This is a genomic window from Stenotrophomonas sp. 89682_Sma (assembly GCF_056481405.1).
On record NZ_CM151147.1, the window covers coordinates 1,209,393 to 1,224,691 of the forward strand.

18 protein-coding genes are annotated in these 15,299 nt (G+C 67.6%); 11 read left to right on the plus strand and 7 right to left on the minus strand.

Annotated elements, in window-relative coordinates; genetic code table 11:
- Positions 1-3: 3 nt before the first annotated feature.
- Complete coding sequence (locus tag ACZK29_RS05585; RefSeq protein ID WP_111202996.1) at positions 4-1,395, minus strand: DUF2867 domain-containing protein; 1,392 nt, start codon at positions 1,393-1,395, stop codon at positions 4-6.
- A gap of 25 nt (positions 1,396-1,420) precedes the next feature.
- Positions 1,421-1,732, minus strand: coding sequence for a metalloregulator ArsR/SmtB family transcription factor (locus tag ACZK29_RS05590; RefSeq protein ID WP_004147836.1), 312 nt, complete (start codon positions 1,730-1,732; stop codon positions 1,421-1,423).
- Between the two features lie 129 nt (positions 1,733-1,861).
- Here ACZK29_RS05590 and ACZK29_RS05595 point away from each other — a divergent pair, with 129 nt between their 5' ends.
- The 6 genes from ACZK29_RS05595 (at position 1,862) to ACZK29_RS05620 (ending at position 6,652) form a co-directional block, all read left to right on the plus strand.
- Complete coding sequence (locus ACZK29_RS05595) at positions 1,862-2,443, plus strand: NMCC_0638 family (lipo)protein (protein WP_478446780.1); 582 nt, start codon at positions 1,862-1,864, stop codon at positions 2,441-2,443.
- Positions 2,444-2,627: 184 nt separating this feature from the next.
- Positions 2,628-3,095, plus strand: coding sequence for a DUF2975 domain-containing protein (locus ACZK29_RS05600; RefSeq protein ID WP_111112829.1), 468 nt, complete (start codon positions 2,628-2,630; stop codon positions 3,093-3,095).
- Positions 3,095-3,319: a helix-turn-helix domain-containing protein gene (locus ACZK29_RS05605; protein WP_010483459.1), complete on the plus strand. Its 225-nt coding sequence runs from the start codon at positions 3,095-3,097 to the stop codon at positions 3,317-3,319. The genes ACZK29_RS05600 and ACZK29_RS05605 overlap by 1 nt, the downstream gene beginning before the upstream one ends.
- Positions 3,320-3,362: 43 nt before the next feature.
- Positions 3,363-4,904, plus strand: a complete 1,542-nt coding sequence (locus ACZK29_RS05610) for a TerC family protein (RefSeq protein WP_111204023.1) — start codon at positions 3,363-3,365, stop codon at positions 4,902-4,904.
- Positions 4,905-5,038: 134 nt separating this feature from the next.
- Positions 5,039-6,175: a metallophosphoesterase gene (locus ACZK29_RS05615; RefSeq protein ID WP_111204024.1), complete on the plus strand. Its 1,137-nt coding sequence runs from the start codon at positions 5,039-5,041 to the stop codon at positions 6,173-6,175.
- A gap of 93 nt (positions 6,176-6,268) precedes the next feature.
- Positions 6,269-6,652 (plus strand): hypothetical protein, encoded by a 384-nt coding sequence (locus tag ACZK29_RS05620; RefSeq protein ID WP_478446781.1) that lies wholly within the window; start codon positions 6,269-6,271, stop codon positions 6,650-6,652.
- Positions 6,653-6,714: 62 nt separating this feature from the next.
- Here ACZK29_RS05620 and ACZK29_RS05625 read toward each other — a convergent pair whose 3' ends face one another.
- From ACZK29_RS05625 to ACZK29_RS05645, 5 genes are all read right to left on the minus strand, one after another.
- Positions 6,715-7,353: a ferric reductase-like transmembrane domain-containing protein gene (locus ACZK29_RS05625; protein ID WP_111204026.1), complete on the minus strand. Its 639-nt coding sequence runs from the start codon at positions 7,351-7,353 to the stop codon at positions 6,715-6,717.
- A gap of 85 nt (positions 7,354-7,438) precedes the next feature.
- Entirely contained in the window at positions 7,439-8,173 is a 735-nt protein-coding gene (locus tag ACZK29_RS05630; protein ID WP_164146688.1) for an HvfC family RiPP maturation protein, read from the minus strand.
- Positions 8,166-9,011, minus strand: a complete 846-nt coding sequence (locus ACZK29_RS05635) for an HvfB family MNIO-type RiPP peptide maturase (RefSeq protein ID WP_111204028.1) — start codon at positions 9,009-9,011, stop codon at positions 8,166-8,168. The genes ACZK29_RS05630 and ACZK29_RS05635 overlap by 8 nt, the downstream gene beginning before the upstream one ends.
- 57 nt (positions 9,012-9,068) lie before the next feature.
- Complete coding sequence (locus tag ACZK29_RS05640) at positions 9,069-9,545, minus strand: HvfA family oxazolone/thioamide-modified RiPP metallophore (RefSeq protein WP_111204029.1); 477 nt, start codon at positions 9,543-9,545, stop codon at positions 9,069-9,071.
- A 100-nt stretch (positions 9,546-9,645) separates the two neighbouring features.
- Positions 9,646-10,290, minus strand: a complete 645-nt coding sequence (locus ACZK29_RS05645; protein ID WP_111204030.1) for an HvfX family Cu-binding RiPP maturation protein — start codon at positions 10,288-10,290, stop codon at positions 9,646-9,648.
- Between the two features lie 368 nt (positions 10,291-10,658).
- Between ACZK29_RS05645 and ACZK29_RS05650 the strand changes: the two genes are divergently transcribed.
- From ACZK29_RS05650 to ACZK29_RS05670, 5 genes are all read left to right on the plus strand, one after another.
- Complete coding sequence (locus ACZK29_RS05650; RefSeq protein WP_111204031.1) at positions 10,659-11,453, plus strand: alpha/beta fold hydrolase; 795 nt, start codon at positions 10,659-10,661, stop codon at positions 11,451-11,453.
- A 3-nt stretch (positions 11,454-11,456) separates the two neighbouring features.
- Entirely contained in the window at positions 11,457-12,002 is a 546-nt protein-coding gene (locus ACZK29_RS05655; protein ID WP_111204032.1) for a redoxin family protein, read from the plus strand.
- Positions 12,003-12,059: 57 nt separating this feature from the next.
- Complete coding sequence (locus ACZK29_RS05660; protein ID WP_107230172.1) at positions 12,060-12,800, plus strand: response regulator; 741 nt, start codon at positions 12,060-12,062, stop codon at positions 12,798-12,800.
- The gene (locus ACZK29_RS05665; RefSeq protein ID WP_111204033.1) at positions 12,797-14,110 is read left to right on the plus strand and encodes a sensor histidine kinase; all 1,314 of its coding nucleotides are present in this window, start codon (positions 12,797-12,799) and stop codon (positions 14,108-14,110) included. The genes ACZK29_RS05660 and ACZK29_RS05665 overlap by 4 nt, the downstream gene beginning before the upstream one ends.
- 128 nt (positions 14,111-14,238) lie before the next feature.
- Positions 14,239-15,252 carry a hypothetical protein gene (locus tag ACZK29_RS05670; protein ID WP_111204034.1) on the plus strand — a complete coding sequence of 338 codons (1,014 nt, stop codon included), beginning with the start codon at positions 14,239-14,241 and terminating at the stop codon, positions 15,250-15,252.
- Positions 15,253-15,299 lie beyond the last annotated feature (47 nt).

Consider the following 15,299-nt stretch of genomic DNA (forward strand, 5'->3'; position numbering starts at 1 on the left):
TCATCAGTGCACCGGGCGTGCGGCCCACGCATCGAGATCAGCCAGTTCCGGCGCCAGTGCATGCTCCACCGCACGCCGCAGCAGCGCCGGCGCGACATAGTGCCGGTGCGCAGCGTCGATCAGTGCCATGTACATGCTGCCGAACGCATTGAGGGTCTGAACGCGTGAGCCAAGGCTGATCTCGATGTATCCATCGGCACGCCGCTGCACGCGCACGCTGCTGCGGAAGCGCAGGTGCCGATCGTCGGCGCCGAGCAGGACTTCGGCGCAGTTGTCCTGCGTGTCGATGTGCGAATCCAGCACCGGGAATCGACCGGCGAACAGCCGGCTGCGATCGGTCGACAGCAGTGACGACACCGGGCATCCCAGTGGCGAAGTGCGCAACCGCAACGGCGCCACCAGGCGGTTGCGCAGCGCCATCAGATGGCCTACGCCGCTGGGTGGGTTGCGCAGGAAGCCCTCCAGTACGTCGGCCAGCAGCGCCGACGCGGAACGGTGGGCCACCTGCGAGGGTTCCAGGCGCAGCGTGGTCAGGTCCTGGTAGTGGCTGTGCGGCAGCGCGGTAGGCAGCAGGCCATCAGTGGCGGCGCGTCGCGCGTGGATTGGATAGGCCGGTGTGGCACGTTCGACGAACCCGCGCAGCGGCCGCAGCGGGATGCGGCGCAGCGGGCCGAGCAGGGCGCGGGTGCGCGCGCACAGATGCGCGCACAGGCTGGGAGCTGCCGCCTGCAGCGACAGCTGCAGCAACGGTGCCGCCGCAAGCGTGGTTTCCGAAGGCCAGTGCGAGTCCGGCAACACCTCGGTCAGGCTGGGGATATCGGCGGCATTGCGCTCCACCTGCGCACGGGCCTGTTCGCTCATTCGGCCTGCCAGTTCATCGCTGTGGCAGGACAGCGCAAACAGCGCCGGATGTGCAGGATGGTTCGACGCGAACTGGTGCCAGGTGCCACCGCCGAAGCGCACGGTGAACAGGCAATCCGGTGGTATGCAGATGCGTCGCAGGGTCCGCGCGAAGGCAGCGGGATCTGCTGCCAGCTGCGCATCGGAAGCGGTGGCGAAGCGCAGCTCGGCACCGGCGCTGCCAGCGATGGCGGTGAACATGCGCGGACCGGCGTGGCGATGGAACGGATGGCCACCGGCGCCGACCATGAAGCTGTACAGCGAGGAGGCATCGCCGTGCTGCAGGTGCATGCCACCCAGCCGCGCCGAAGGCTCATCCAGCGCATCGATGAAGGCAGGGTGGTGGCGCTGGCGCTGGCCGGCGTCGCTCACCAGCGCGTCACCGGCACCGATGCCGAGCTGCGCGATCAGGGTGACTTCGGTCGGGCTGCCGCCATCCTGTGCCGGAAGCTGCACTGCTGGAAACGAACGGCGATCGCGGGTCGAACCAGGCATCGTCATGCTCCTTGGCGGGGGCGGATCAGCGGGCGGGGGACTTGCGGCGGGCGCGGGCTTCACGCTTGAGCGGGCCGCCGACCGGGCAGACTTCGGCGGCCCAGGAGAACAGCGTGTTGGCCAGGCGGTCGGGCACCTGGCGGAAGTACACGAACTGGCCGCGCTTCTCGCGCTCGATCAGTCCGGCCTCCTCGAGGATGCGCAGGTGGCTGGACAACGCCGGCTTGCTGAAGTCGAAGCGCTCGGCCAGCTCGCCCGCGCTGAGTTCGCCGGCGCTGAGATAGGCCAGGATCTGCCGGCGGGCGGTGGAGGCGAGGGCTTCGAAGATACGGTCCATGGCGAGCTAATTAACTAATTCGTTAACTGATGTTGCTCGCGCCGGGCGAGGCTGTCAAGCCATGACCCATTGCGCGGCGCGCCCGGGCTTTGCCATCCTCCCTGCTGTTTTCCGTAGCGTGGAATCCCGATGCGCCCTGCGTTCTGGCTGGCTTTGGCCCTGCTGCCCACCCTGGGGGTGGCGCAACCCGCGCGTACTCCCAAGGCCAAGGCCCCGGCGCAGGATCCCTTCAGCGAGTTGTTCGATACCGCCTGCATGCAGCACATCGGTGCGCCGGCACGGTTGCAGTCGCTGATGGAATCCAATGGGCTGTCGCCGCTGCCGCCTGCCGAGGCCACCACTTTGCTGCAGGGGCAATCAGGCGTGGCGTGGATGGTGCCGCTGGCCAGTGGCCGTTATGCGGTCAGTTGGGCCGATGATGGCACCTGCACGGTCTACGCCGAAAAGGCCGATGCGGCGGTGGTGCAGAAGGGCTTCGCGCGGCTGGTGCAGGCAGCGCCGAAGCCGTTGCAGGTGCGGTCGCTGCCGGGACGTGGGCCGCTGTCGGCCGATCAGGTGGCCATCCAGTACGGCTGGGCCACGCCGTGGCAGGGCAAGCTGCAGGTGCGCTTCCGCCTGGTCACGCGGCAGGCCGCCGATGCCGGCGTGCAGGCGATGGCCTCGGCGACGCCGGGTGAAGCGATGCTGGAGCAGGGCGCGCCCGGGCCCTGACAGGAGTCGTGCCTGCGGTTCAGCCTTTCACGCGGTATGTGATATATCGTTTATCGATAAATCTACCCCGGGGCGGCGAGGCCACCCCAACACCGGAGGCTGCTTGACCGCTCGTCCCGCCCGCGCCAGACCCACGCGAGGCTTGTTCACCCTGGCCCAGGCCGCCGTACAGGCCGTGCGGGCGATGTGCTGGCTGGGCATCCTGGCTGCACTGCTGGCCGTTCCGCTGGTCGCCCACGACCGCAGTTGGCTGCTCGACAGCGTCCACGACGCTGATGCAGCTGCCGTGCATGGCAGCGACCTGTTCCTGCATTTCTGCCTGGGCTTGGGCGCGATCGTCGCGCTGCTGGTGCTGTGCCTGCTGTTCCTGCGCCATCTGCTGAGGCTGCTGAAGTCGGCCGCGCGCGAGCGGCCGTTCACCCACGCCAATGCACGGCGCCTGCAGCGCATGGCCTGGTTGATGCTGTCGATGGAACTGCTGTCGATCCTGATCGGTGCCTACGCGGCCTGGATGGGGCCGGACTTCACCTGGATGGAGGTCGGCGGCGGCATGTCGATCACCGGCCTGGTCGCGGTGCTGATGCTGTTCGTGCTGGCGCGCGTCTTCGCCGTGGGCGCAGCCATGCGCGACGATCTCGACGGTGTCATCTGATGGCGATCGTCATCACCCTGGACCGCATGCTGCAGGAACGGGGCATGACCCTGTCCGAGCTGGCCGGGCGCATCGACATCACCCTGGCCAACCTGTCGATCCTGAAGACCGGCAAGGCGCGCGCCATCCGCTTTTCCACACTTGATGCGATCTGCCGCGAGCTGCAGTGCACGCCCGGTGATCTGCTCGGGCATGACCCGACGCAGGCGCAGGACGCTGACTGAGTGCTTTCCCTTTTCCCTTACCTACTGACGAAACGGACCTGAAATGGAATGGTTGGCTGACCCCTCGATATGGATGGGCCTTGCAACCCTGGTCGTGCTGGAGATCGTTCTCGGCATCGACAACCTGGTGTTCATCGCGATCCTTGCCGACAAGCTTCCGCCGCACCAGCGCGACCGCGCGCGCGTGATCGGCCTGGCGCTGGCCCTGCTGATGCGGCTGGTGCTGCTGGCGGCGCTGGCGTGGATCATGAAACTGACCGAGCCGCTGCTCACGCTGTTCGATCACAGCTTCTCCGGACGTGACCTGATCCTGCTGGGCGGTGGCCTGTTCCTGCTGTTCAAGGGCACCATGGAGCTGCATGAGCGGCTGGAAGGCCGCCAGCATGAGGACAATGGCAAGAAGGTCTACGCCAGCTTCGCGATGGTCGTGGCACAGATCGTGGTACTCGATGCGGTGTTCTCGCTGGACTCGGTGATCACTGCGGTCGGCATGGTCGACAACCTGGGCGTGATGTACGCCGCGGTGACCATCGCGATGGCATTGATGCTGGTGGCCAGCAAGCCGCTGACCCGCTTCGTCAACAAGCATCCCACGGTGGTGGTGCTGTGCCTGGGCTTCCTGCTGATGATCGGTTTCAGCCTGGTGGCCGAGGGCCTGGGCTACAAGATTCCGAAGGGCTACCTGTACGCGGCCATCGCCTTCTCGATCCTGGTCGAAGCGTTCAACCAGTGGGTACGCTTCAACCGCGAGCGCAACGAGCGCCGCCAGCCGTTCCGCCAGCGCACTGCGGATGCGGTGCTGCGCATGCTCGGCGCGCGTCCGGCCAATGGCCACGATGAGGAAAGCGCCGACGAACCTGTGGATGCCGGGGAACGCCTGCAGCCGGCCGAGCACGAGATGATCCGCAGCGTGCTGGGCCTGGCCGATCGCCCGGTGTCGAGCGTGATGACCGTGCGCGCCGACGTACAGTGGATCGACCTGGCGCGTGGACAGGACGATGTGGTGGCACGCCTGGTGGCGTCGCCGCACACCCGCCTGCTGGTCGGCGATGGTGATCTGGACAGCCTGCGCGGCGTGGTGCAGAGCCGCGATCTGCTGGCCGACCTGCTGCAGGGCAGGCCGCTGCAGCTGGAAGGCAACCTGCGCGAGCCGCAGTACGTGCTGTCCAGCGCCAGTGCGCTGCAGGCGCTGGAGCTGATCCGCCAGCATCCGGTGCCGTTGGCGGTGGCGGTGGACGAGTACGGCAGCGTGGAAGGCCTGGTGACGGCCAACGACCTGCTGGCGGCGATTGCCGGTGATCTGGTCGATACCCAGGACGAACGCTATGGCGTGGTCGCGCAGGGGGAAGGCCAATGGGAGGCCGATGGTGCCTTGACCCTGGACGACCTGCAGCGCCTGGCCGGCCTGTCGCTGCCGCGCAGTACCGACTACATGACCATCTCCGGCCTGGTGCTGGAGCAGTTGGGTCGCCTGCCGGACATCGGTGATGCGGTGGACGTGGCCGGCGTGCGCATCACCGTGCTGGCGATGGAGAAGCGCCGCATTGCCCGCCTGCGGGTCGAGCGCCTCGACCCGCCGTTGTAGAGCCGAGCCCATGCTCGGCTTCGCGGATGCAGCCGAGCATGGCTCGGCTCTACATTCAAAGCAGCGCAGCATGGCCCGGCTCTACACAACGCGGCCCGCAGCCGTCACCATGGCGGGCCCGCTTTCTGTCATGGATGGTTGCAGTGCTGAGTACGATCGGTTTGTTGATGGGCCTGTATGTGGCCTGGCGCCTGTTCTGGCCGCTGCGCATGCCCATCGGGTTGAAGGTCGTGCTGTCGCTGCTGGTGGTGGCCGTGGCCGTGCAGCTTCGCATCGTGGCCACCTTCTGGGGCTCGATGGCGTCGCCGGAAATCCCGAAGATGGCCATCGCCGTGCTGGCTACCGGCTCCACTGCGGTGCTGCTGCTGGCATTGGTGATGCTGGTACTGGATGCCGGCCTGCTGCTTTCGCGCCTGCTCCGTTGGCCGCGCATGGTAGCGGCCCTGCGCGCACCGCAGCTGCGGCCGTTGGCCGGCCTGCTGGCCCTGCTTGTGAGTGGCTATGGCATCAGCCAGGGCATGGCCGTGCCCCAGCCTCGGCAGATCGACGTGGCGATCAAGGATCTGCCGGTCGCGTTCGATGGTTATCGCGTGCTGCAGCTGACCGACATCCACGCCAGCCGCCTGCTGACCGGCGACTGGGTACGCAGCGTGGTGGACGAGAGCAACGCGCTGAAGCCGGACCTGGTCGTGATCACCGGCGATCTGATCGACGGCAGTGTCGAGGCCCGTCGCGACGACGCGCGTCCGTTGGCCGATCTGCAGGCGCCGGATGGCGTCATTGCCATCACCGGCAACCACGAATACTACGCGCAGTACCAGGACTGGATGCAGGCGTTCCGCGCGCTGAACATGCAGGTGCTGGAGAACAGTCACCTGCAGGTACGACGCGGTGATGCGGCGCTGACCATCGCCGGTGTCACCGACCCGGTGGCGGCACGCTACGGCCTGCCGTTGCCGGATCTCCAGGCTGCGCTGGCGGGGGCCGATCCGTCCGCAGCTGTGATCCTGCTCGATCATCGCCCACGCAATGCGCGTGAGGCCGCCGCGCGCGGTGTGAAACTGCAGTTGTCCGGGCATACCCACGGTGGGCAGATCATCGGCATGGACCAGCTGGTGAAGCGGGCCAACGGCGGCTACGTCTCCGGCCGCTACGAGGTGGACGGGATGACCCTGTACGTGAGCAATGGCGCTGGCCTGTGGGCCGGATTCCCGGCACGCATCGGCGTGCCTTCGGAAATCACCCTGATCACCCTGCGCCGCGCCCAGTGACCTGAAGTGGGGCCAGATCCCTTTCCCTGCCGGAAAGGGATCTGACCCCTGGCAAACCACATGGAAGGACCCATGTCCCATACCCGCGCGCCCATGGAACGCCTGATCCGCGCCAATGCGGACGAGATCAACCGGCTGCGCCAAGCCATCCGCGAAGCCGCTGGCGCGCGCTGGCGTGGTCCGGAAGAAATGCAGCGGCATGCGGCAGCCTGCGCGGAATACAACCAACGCTATGAACAGCTTGCGTTCCCGGGTGGCTACGCCAACGCACTGAAGCAACTGGCTGAGCACGATCCGAATACGGTGGATGTCGTGCTGACCTTCCTCGAGGTGCGGCCATACTTCTTCCGCTCCGGATACATGTGGAAGACGCTGTTGAAGCGCGTGCAGCGGGTGCCGATGGGCGCGAAGCAGCAGGCCCGGATGCAGAAGATCCTCGATGCCTACGTGGCCTATTGCGTCACACGTGACGGCTGATTGGGATGGCCTGGTGGGGTCGGATCCCTTTGCCAACGGCAAAGGAATCCGACCCCGGCCCGTCAGGCCGCCCGCAGCGGCGGCCGCGCATGCGCATTGCGCCGCAGCGACTGCGCCCGCTTGGCGATCGCACGCACCACGACGGCGGTGAAGAGCAACGCGGAGGGCACTGCGTACCAGAAGTTGCCGGGCACGCGCTTGAAGTACGAATAGGTGAACACTGCGGCGATGATCCACATGCCGGTCACGTGCAGGCGACGCCACGCGGTGGGGCCCATGCGGCGGGCGATGCTACGATGCGAGGTGATGGCCAGGGCTAGGATGGCTACATAGCCGATCGTGCCCGGCAGGTTGGCCAGGGCCGAGCGCGCCGGCCAGAACGCGGGATTGAGGATGCCGAAGGCGGTGATCGCCACCGCATGCAGCAGGTGCGAGAACGCGAACGACAGGCCGACGATGCGACGCTCGCGCAACAGGAAGCGGGTGAACGGGCCGGGCAGCAGGCTGGCGAACGAGGATGCGGTGAAGGCGGCCAGGAACAGCAGGAACGATGTGCGTGCCGTCACCCGGATCGCCGCGCGGCTGCCCTCGACCACGTCGGGCTGCAGGGTGAACGCCGCCAGTGCGAAGGCGATCAGGACCACGGCGATGGCCACGAACAGGCGCCAGCCGTGCAGGAAGGAGGTATTGGAAGCAGCCATGATCAGACCTCGAAGAATGGAGAGGGGACAGTGCCGGCCGCTGGCCGGTCAAGGAATGGGGAGTGCCGGGCGCTGACCGGCACCCTCAACGGTCGTTCGTCACAACCAGCACGCCGGCCGCGCACAGCTCGCCCAGCAGCGGAATGCAGGCTGTGCGCAGTTCGTCGGCGGCCACGCCATGCAGGTCGGCCAGTACCTGCAGCGCGTCTTCCGCACGGCCGCCGTCATCGCCGAACGCCGACAGCAGCGCATATGCCAGCGGTGCAAGTTCCTGTACCTGCAGGCTGAAGTCATCGAGGCGTCGCAGCAGCAGCAACGTCGGCATCGTGGTCGGCGCACCACTCAGCCCGACATCCTCATGCACAGACCACCGGTAGCCCACCACCCGCACCAGCGGAGACAGCGCAAGCACGCTGCCTGCCTGTGGCGCATGCAATGGCTGCTGGCCGGCGTCCCGCGCTTCAATGTGCAGTGCCTGCTGCGTGCTTTCGTAATGCGCCAGTTCCGCCACCCAGCCCGGCAGCGCGAGGTCTGCCTGCACGCCCAGCCACGCGGCGAATTCGCCGGCGATCTGCGGGAACAGCGGGGTATGGCAGGCGTGCCGCGCATAGTAGTGCTCCACGGCGTCGCGCCAGCAGGCATCACCCAGCTGCGCCTGCAGGCGCGGCAGGCTGCCTGCCAGCAGGCTGTCCAGGCTGTCGATGCAGAGGCGGCGGTAGACTGCCATCCGCCGTGCATCGACGCCCTCAGGCGCGGGCATCGATGGGTCGCGTACATGGTCGGCCCAGCGCTGCTGCAGGGTGGCCAGCGGCTCAGCCATGGGCCACCTCGGGCAGCAGCACATCGGCCTGCGCGTGGCGGATCTGCTCGACCTCGGCCAGCAGCTCGGCCAAAGGCGGGAAGTTGAAATCGCGCTCCAGCAGGGTGGGGCGTACGCCGACACGCGCATAGGCCTCATGCAGCAGCGCCCAGACCACGCCCTTCACCGGCGCACCGTGGGTGTCGATCTTGAAGCCATCGTCCTCGTCGAAGTGGCCGGCCACGTGCAGCGAGGCGACGCGATGCGCCGGCACGCGTGTCAGGAAATCGAAGGCGTCGTAGCCGTTGTTGCAGGCGTTGACGAAGACATTGTTGACGTCCAGCAGCAGGTCGCAGTCGGCCTCGGCCAGCACTGCAGTGATGAAGTCGATCTCGCTCATGTCCGCACCCGGCACAGCGTAGTAGGAGATGTTCTCCACGGCGATGCGCCGGCCCAGTGTGTCCTGCACCTGGCGGATGCGACCGGCAACGTGGCGCACGGCCTCGGCGGTGAACGGTAATGGCAGCAGATCGTAGACATGGCCACCGGCGGCGCAGTAGCTCAGGTGTTCGCTGTACAGCTGCACCTGGTGCAGATCGAGGAAGGCGCGCGTCTGTCCCAGCAGCGTGCGATCCAGCGGGTCCGGACCACCCAGCGACAGCGACAGGCCGTGGCAGGTCAGGTGATGGCGCTCACTCAACTGGCGCAGCGCCGCGCCGTGGGCACCGCCAACCCCGATCCAGTTGTCCGGCGACACTTCGAGGAAGTCGATGGCATTGGCCGGCATCGCCAGCAGTTCATCGATCAGGCCACGGCGCAGGCCGAGACCGGCGCTGGCGGAAGGCAGGGGCAAGTGCATGCGACGGTACTCCAGGGCAGTGGCGCCGCCGCAAGGGCGGCGCCGGGTGGGGAACGATCAGTCGTTGACGCGGGAGAACAGACCCTTCGGCATCGGCCTGCCGTTGGCGGTGTAGACGCTGCGCAGGTAGTCGTGCGCTTCCTGCTCGCTGATGTAGCCGTCGTGGTCGGTGTCGATGCGGTCGAATTCGGCGGCGCGCGTGGCCGCCACCGCATTGAACTCGGCGCGCGAGACGCGGCCGTCGTGGTCACGGTCGGTGCGGGCAAACGAGGCGTCGCCGCACTTGCCTTCGCCACACTGGCCTTCGGCCACCTTGGCCTTGCCGGCAGGCTTGCCGGTGGCGGCCTTGTTGGCGCCGCACTTGCCTTCACCGCACTTGCCTTCGGCGGCGGCGCTCATCGCCGCGGCACCGATGGCCAGTGGCTGGATCGCGGCGGCCTGGCCAGCCAGCAGCAGGCCACCGGCCAGGGCGATGCCGATGGCGCCGATGCGCGGCAGACGGGAAGCAGCGGTGTTCTTGGTCGAGACGGACATGATGATGACTCCTTGGGATTGGCACGCAGGGCGTGCGGGATGGACGCCGCTTGAAGGCGACGGAAACGAAGGGAAGAAGCGCGGGAAGGGGCGATGCGGATCAGGCGTTGCGGCGACGGCGCAGTACGTAGCCCAGCAGCAGGGCGCCGCCGAGCAGCGCGCCACCGAAGCCAACGCCGGGCAGCAGCGTGGCGACCGGCAGCAGCAGGGCGATCAGGCTCACGCCCCAGCCGAGGCCGTCGTTGCCCGCCGTGGCGCGCTGCGGGCCGGCCAGCAGGCGGTCCAGGCTGAGCGCACCGCCGCCGTTGAGGATCAGTGGGAGCAGCATGGCCAGGAAGAGCAGCGGCAGCTTGAAGTTGCCGTAGCCCTGGTCGGTGATCGCATAGCCCTGCCAGAGTTCGCCCAGGCCGTTCCACTGGTCGGGCCAGTGCACGGCGGCGATGGCAACAAGGGTCAGCACCCAGAAGATGTAGGCCACCGAGCGCGTGGCCAGGCCCAGCAGCAGCATCACAGCGCCCACCAGTTCCAGCCAGGTGGCCAGCTGCCAGTTGAGTGACGCGGGCAGGGTGGAGAACGGGAAAGGGAAACGCCCTTCCAGGTCGGCGAACCAGTTCTGGCCGGCCAGCTTCTCGCGGCCGGATTCAAAGAACTCCCAGGCCAGCAGGGTGCGCAGCGCCAATGGCGAGAGCCAGCGGCCGACGGCGTCCAGGCGGGGCGTGTACACGGAAGAGGCGGTGCTGATCATGGTGGTGTCCTGCGGGCCAGTGGTCGATGAAGGCCATTTCAGGCGGCGCAGGTATCGGCAACGTGTGCTGTTGCCTGGGGTTTTGTCAGCGACTGTGGCTGTGTGAGGGGTTTCGTACAGTCAGATACAAAGGCGCCGGGTCGGGCGTCCGCCGGGCATGGCCTGGCGCTACCGGGTGGAGAAGGTTCCCCGCATGTACGCGTGAGGACACCCGGCTGCGGTTGTGCCGGGCCATGCCCGGCGGCCGAATGTATCCAACTGTAGGAACCCGCCGCCGCCCTACAGTCCGGTACAACTCTGCCTCGCAGCGAAACAGCGCCGATACATCCCCAGGCGGAAATGGCCACTCCCAACACCGGAGTACCCCCATGATCCGCATCACCCTGCTCGCCGCTGCCCTCGCCCTTGCCGGCGTCGCGACGCCTGCGTTCGCCGCCGAGGCCGATGCCGGCGCCCCGCCCACCGTCATCCTGGTACACGGCGCCTTCGCCGATGGCTCCAGCTGGAACAAGGTCATCACCACGTTGCACGATTGGAAGCTGCGGGCGGTGGCGGTGCAGAACCCGCTCACCTCGCTGGCCGACGATGTGGCCGCCACCCGTCGCGCGATTGCCGCCGCACCGGGCAAGGTCGTGCTGGTCGGCCACAGCTGGGGCGGAACGGTCATCACCGAAGCGGGCAACGATCCCAAGGTGCAGGCGCTGGTGTACGTGGCCGCATTCGCACCGGATGCCGGGCAGTCATCGGCACAGCAGGGCGAGGGCTATCCGGTCGGCCCGGGCCTGACGCGCCTGCAGGAGAAGGACGGCTACCTGACCCTGCCAGCCGACGCCATCGCCCAGGACTTCGCACCGGATGTGATGAAGAAGACCGCCGCACTGTTGTACAGCACGCAGGTGCCATTGAAGGCCAGCGCTCTGGGTGAGCCCGTCACCGTGGCCGCATGGCGCAGCAAGCCGAGCTGGTACGTGCTCAGCCGTGACGACCGCATGTTGTCGCCGCAGCTGCAGGCGGCTACCGCAAAGCGCATTGGCGCGCAGCTGCAATCGATCGGCAGCAGCCATGTGTCGCTCCTCTCGCACCCGGCCCAGGTGGCTGACGGCATCCTGGAAGCCGCAGGCGTGAAGCCGGCCGAACTGCCGCTGGCCGAGCAGGGGGGCTGAACGATGGCCGGGCTGCGTGTGTATGTACTGCCGTTGCTGCTGGGCCTGCTGGGTGGGGCGGCGCTGCTGATGGCCTGGCCCAGCCCGGAGGCCGATGCGCATCCGGTGCAGGCCGCTCCTGCTGCCGGGTTCGATGGCGGCGGGCCCTGGCACAACAGCCCACCGCTCGCGTTGAACCAGCTGCGAGGGCAGGTGGTGCTGGTCGAGTTCTGGACCTATGCCTGCAGCAACTGCCTCAACGTGGCACCTCATGTGCACCAGTGGCATGCGCGTTACGCGCGGCAGGGCCTGCAGGTGATCGGCGTGCATACACCGGAGTTCGCCTACGAAGGCCTGCCTGGCAATGTGCGCAAGGCCATCGCGCGGCTGGATATCACCTGGCCGGTGGTGCAGGACAACCAGTACCGGATCTGGAACGCCTGGGGCAACCGCTTCTGGCCGGCGCTTTACCTGGTCGACCGGCAGGGCAGAGTGGTCTACCGCCACTACGGCGAAGGCGACTACGCGCGTACCGAAAGCGAGATCCAGCGCCTGCTGGCCAGCCCCTGAGCCGCGCTACCATGGCCGCGCCGCGCGGCCTTGACCTCCGTCTTCATCGAGAACGCAATGAACCACGTACCGCACATCCTTGTCGTCGACGATGACAGCGAGATCCGCCAGATGCTGGCCGACTACCTGCAGCGCAACGGCCTGCGCGTCAGCCAGGCCGATGGCGGCCGTGCGATGCGCGCGCTGATGGATACCCACGCGGTGGACCTGGTGGTGCTGGATGTGATGATGCCCGGCGAGGACGGGCTGAGCCTGTGCCGCAACCTGCGTGCCGGCAAGCATCGCGCGGTGCCGGTGGTGCTGCTGACCGCCCGCGACGATGAAACCGACCGCATCATCGGCCTTGAAATGGGCGCCGATGACTACGTGACCAAGCCGTTCTCCTCACGCGAACTGCTGGCGCGCATCAATGCGGTGATCCGACGCACGCAGATGCTGCCGCCGAACCTGCAGGTGAGCGAAGCCGGCCGCCAGTTGGCCTTCGGCGACTGGCGCCTGGATACCACTGCCCGCCATCTGCTGGATGCGCAGGACACCGCCTATCCGCTCAGCGGTGCGGAATTCCGCCTGCTGCGCGTGTTTCTCGACCACGCCAACCGCGTGCTCAGCCGCGACCAGCTGCTCAGCCTTACCCAGGGCCGTGATGCAGAACTGTTCGATCGTTCCATCGATCTCCTGGTCAGCCGCGTGCGCCAGCGCCTGGGCGATGACGCGCGTGAGCCCACCTACATCAAGACCGTGCGCAGCGAAGGCTACGTGTTCAGCGTGCCGGTGCAGCTACTGGGGCCGCAGGAATGAACGCCCGCGCGCGCCGCCTGCCGTGGCCGCGCACGCTGTCGGCGCGCCTGCTGCTGGTGCTGCTGGGCGGGTTGATCCTGGCCCATGCGCTGTCCTTCGGTCTGTTGTTCTACGAACGCTACCAGTCCACCCGCAGCATGATGCTGCGCAACCTGGACGAGGATGTAGCAGTGAGCGTGGCCCTGCTGGAACACCTGCCGGCCGACCAGCGCCAGGCCTGGGTGCCGCGGTTGGAGCGGCGTACATACCGCTACCTGTTGCGCCCGGCAGAGGCCGGCCCGGCGTTGGAAACCGATCGTGCGCGCCAGGTCACCGCCATCATCGATGACAGCCTGGAACACCGCTATCCGCTGCAGGCGCGGCAGGTGGCACGCCTGCCGGAACGTTTCGAAGTGGAGCTGCGCCTGCACGACGGTTCACCGTTGACCATCGAAGTCACACCGTCGGGCCTGCCGCTGGCGCGCTGGCTGCCGGCCGTACTGCTGGCGCAGCTGGCCCTGCTGCTGGTATGCGCGTGGCTGGCGGTGCGGCTGGCATTGCGCCCGCTGCGGCAGCTCTCGCACGCCGTCGAGCAACTGCAGCCTGGCAAGGACGCACCGATGCTGCCCGAAGACGGCCCCGCCGAAGTGGGCACGGCCGCAGCCGCGCTCAATGCACTGCAGGCGCGCATCCGTGGCCATGTCAGCGAGCGGCTGCAGATTCTGGCGGCCATCTCGCACGATCTGCAGACGCCGATCACGCGCATGAAGCTGCGCGTGGAAACCCTGCCCGAAGATGCCACCCAGCAGCGCCTGCTGGATGACCTGGACCACCTGGGGCAACTGGTGCGCGAAGGCGTGGCCTATGCGCGCAGCAGCCACGTGGCCAGTGGCGCGCCGGTGGCGATGGATCTTGGTGCGTTCCTGGCCAGCGTGGTGGGCGACTATGAAGACATGGGCAAGGCGGTCAGTGGTGGCGCGCCCACAGGCCTGACCGTGCAGACCTGGCCGCAGCCGCTGCGGCGGGTGGTCGGCAATTTGGTCGACAACGCGTTGCGCTACGCCGGTAGTGCCGAGATCGAGGCGGGGCGCGATGCAGCAGGCCGGCCGTGGATCAGCGTGTCCGACCGCGGCCCCGGCATCCCGGAGGACCAGCTGCAGGCCGTGCTGGCACCGTTCCATCGGCTGGAAAGCTCACGCAACCGCGATACCGGCGGCACCGGGCTGGGCCTGGCCATCGCCGTGCAGCTGGCGCAGTCGCTGGGCGGCTCGCTGCGGCTGCACAACCGTGAGGGCGGTGGCCTGCGGGCCGAATTGCAGCTGCCGGGGTAGCTGGCGGGGGCGGATCCCTTTGCGGGAGCAAAGGGCTCTGACCCCGATGTGGGATCTGCGACGTTCCTGCATGGCACCGGGATCAGCGATCATCTGCAGCGAGTGTTGAAACCAGGGAGCACCACGCAATGCAGGGACGCCACCCTTCAATCGGGCACGCACACAGTGTCGCGCTGCTGATCAGCGCAGGGTTGCTGCTGGCCTGCCAGCGCTCGCCGGAGGTACCGGCCGAACACACGCCTGCAGCCCCACCGGCGGTGATGCCGACCGCCAGCGCCGACCTCTCTCCGCTGCTGGATGCGCTGCCGACCTGTGCGCTGGACGGCTGGTACATCGACCCTCAGGCCGATCGCCCGGCCCATCCCTGGCTGGCCGCGAACGCGCCGAAACCCTGCAAGGTGGACGAGGAAAACGAGATCGCCACGTTCTGCATGCGTGGGCAATGGAAGGGATTGCCGGTGGAGGAGGTGATCCTGCCGACGATGACGTTCGTTTCGTTCCGCGGGGCGAAGATCGGCCTGCCGCTGGAGACCGCGGGCGTGATCGTTCACCAGCGCTTCGGCCGGGACTTTCCGGGTGGTACGGCTTACGAGCAGGGCCGGGAGCCGAAGCTGATGGCCGATCCCGAGGATGCACAGCGCTCGTGGCTGCTGTGCAGCACGCCGGAACCGGGAGACGACCTGGGCAGCCAGGCAGGCGTGAGCTATTCCGGCATGAACCTGCCCTACGACCACGACGGGTGCAGCTATCGCTACAGCCCGGTCGATTTCTGCGATGCGCAGCACGTGGCGCGCATCGAGGAAGCCCTCAGCAACGAGACGCCGAACTTCAACCAGCACTACCTGCTGGTGCAGGTCGATGATCGTCCTGAGTTCTTCCAGCGTTCGGTGGTGCTGGTCGACACCCGCACCGGACGCGCCACGCCATTGCCGATCGATGCCTTCACCGGGCCAGCGGAGAAGGGCGGAGACGCCATCCGCTACGGAACCCTGGAAACGGGTGTGGACCAGCAGCAGTTCTGCCTGGATGGCGCGTTGCTTGTCTATCGCGCGTTCGAGGAAGGGCGGTTCTGCTTTGGCTTTGACGGTGAGCGCTTCACCGGGCACGAGACGCAGTACATGCAGCCGATGGATGGCCGATGACCGGCATTTCACCCGGGTCGTGACACCCTGCCCGGAACCTGCACCCA

Coding starts and splice junctions, on each gene's coding strand:
- ACZK29_RS05635 (WP_111204028.1), bottom strand. CDS start 9,011: ATGCACTTGCCCCTGCCTTCCGCCAGCGCCGGTCTCGGCCTGCGCCGT.
- ACZK29_RS05600 (WP_111112829.1), top strand. CDS start 2,628: ATGTGCTGGCTGGGCATCCTGGCTGCACTGCTGGCCGTTCCGCTGGTC.
- ACZK29_RS05665 (WP_111204033.1), top strand. CDS start 12,797: ATGAACGCCCGCGCGCGCCGCCTGCCGTGGCCGCGCACGCTGTCGGCG.
- ACZK29_RS05590 (WP_004147836.1), bottom strand. CDS start 1,732: ATGGACCGTATCTTCGAAGCCCTCGCCTCCACCGCCCGCCGGCAGATC.
- ACZK29_RS05610 (WP_111204023.1), top strand. CDS start 3,363: ATGGAATGGTTGGCTGACCCCTCGATATGGATGGGCCTTGCAACCCTG.
- ACZK29_RS05655 (WP_111204032.1), top strand. CDS start 11,457: ATGGCCGGGCTGCGTGTGTATGTACTGCCGTTGCTGCTGGGCCTGCTG.
- ACZK29_RS05640 (WP_111204029.1), bottom strand. CDS start 9,545: ATGTCCGTCTCGACCAAGAACACCGCTGCTTCCCGTCTGCCGCGCATC.
- ACZK29_RS05585 (WP_111202996.1), bottom strand. CDS start 1,395: ATGCCTGGTTCGACCCGCGATCGCCGTTCGTTTCCAGCAGTGCAGCTT.
- ACZK29_RS05630 (WP_164146688.1), bottom strand. CDS start 8,173: ATGGCTGAGCCGCTGGCCACCCTGCAGCAGCGCTGGGCCGACCATGTA.
- ACZK29_RS05660 (WP_107230172.1), top strand. CDS start 12,060: ATGAACCACGTACCGCACATCCTTGTCGTCGACGATGACAGCGAGATC.
- ACZK29_RS05615 (WP_111204024.1), top strand. CDS start 5,039: ATGGTTGCAGTGCTGAGTACGATCGGTTTGTTGATGGGCCTGTATGTG.
- ACZK29_RS05670 (WP_111204034.1), top strand. CDS start 14,239: ATGCAGGGACGCCACCCTTCAATCGGGCACGCACACAGTGTCGCGCTG.
- ACZK29_RS05595 (WP_478446780.1), top strand. CDS start 1,862: ATGCGCCCTGCGTTCTGGCTGGCTTTGGCCCTGCTGCCCACCCTGGGG.
- ACZK29_RS05605 (WP_010483459.1), top strand. CDS start 3,095: ATGGCGATCGTCATCACCCTGGACCGCATGCTGCAGGAACGGGGCATG.
- ACZK29_RS05650 (WP_111204031.1), top strand. CDS start 10,659: ATGATCCGCATCACCCTGCTCGCCGCTGCCCTCGCCCTTGCCGGCGTC.
- ACZK29_RS05625 (WP_111204026.1), bottom strand. CDS start 7,353: ATGGCTGCTTCCAATACCTCCTTCCTGCACGGCTGGCGCCTGTTCGTG.
- ACZK29_RS05620 (WP_478446781.1), top strand. CDS start 6,269: ATGGAACGCCTGATCCGCGCCAATGCGGACGAGATCAACCGGCTGCGC.
- ACZK29_RS05645 (WP_111204030.1), bottom strand. CDS start 10,290: ATGATCAGCACCGCCTCTTCCGTGTACACGCCCCGCCTGGACGCCGTC.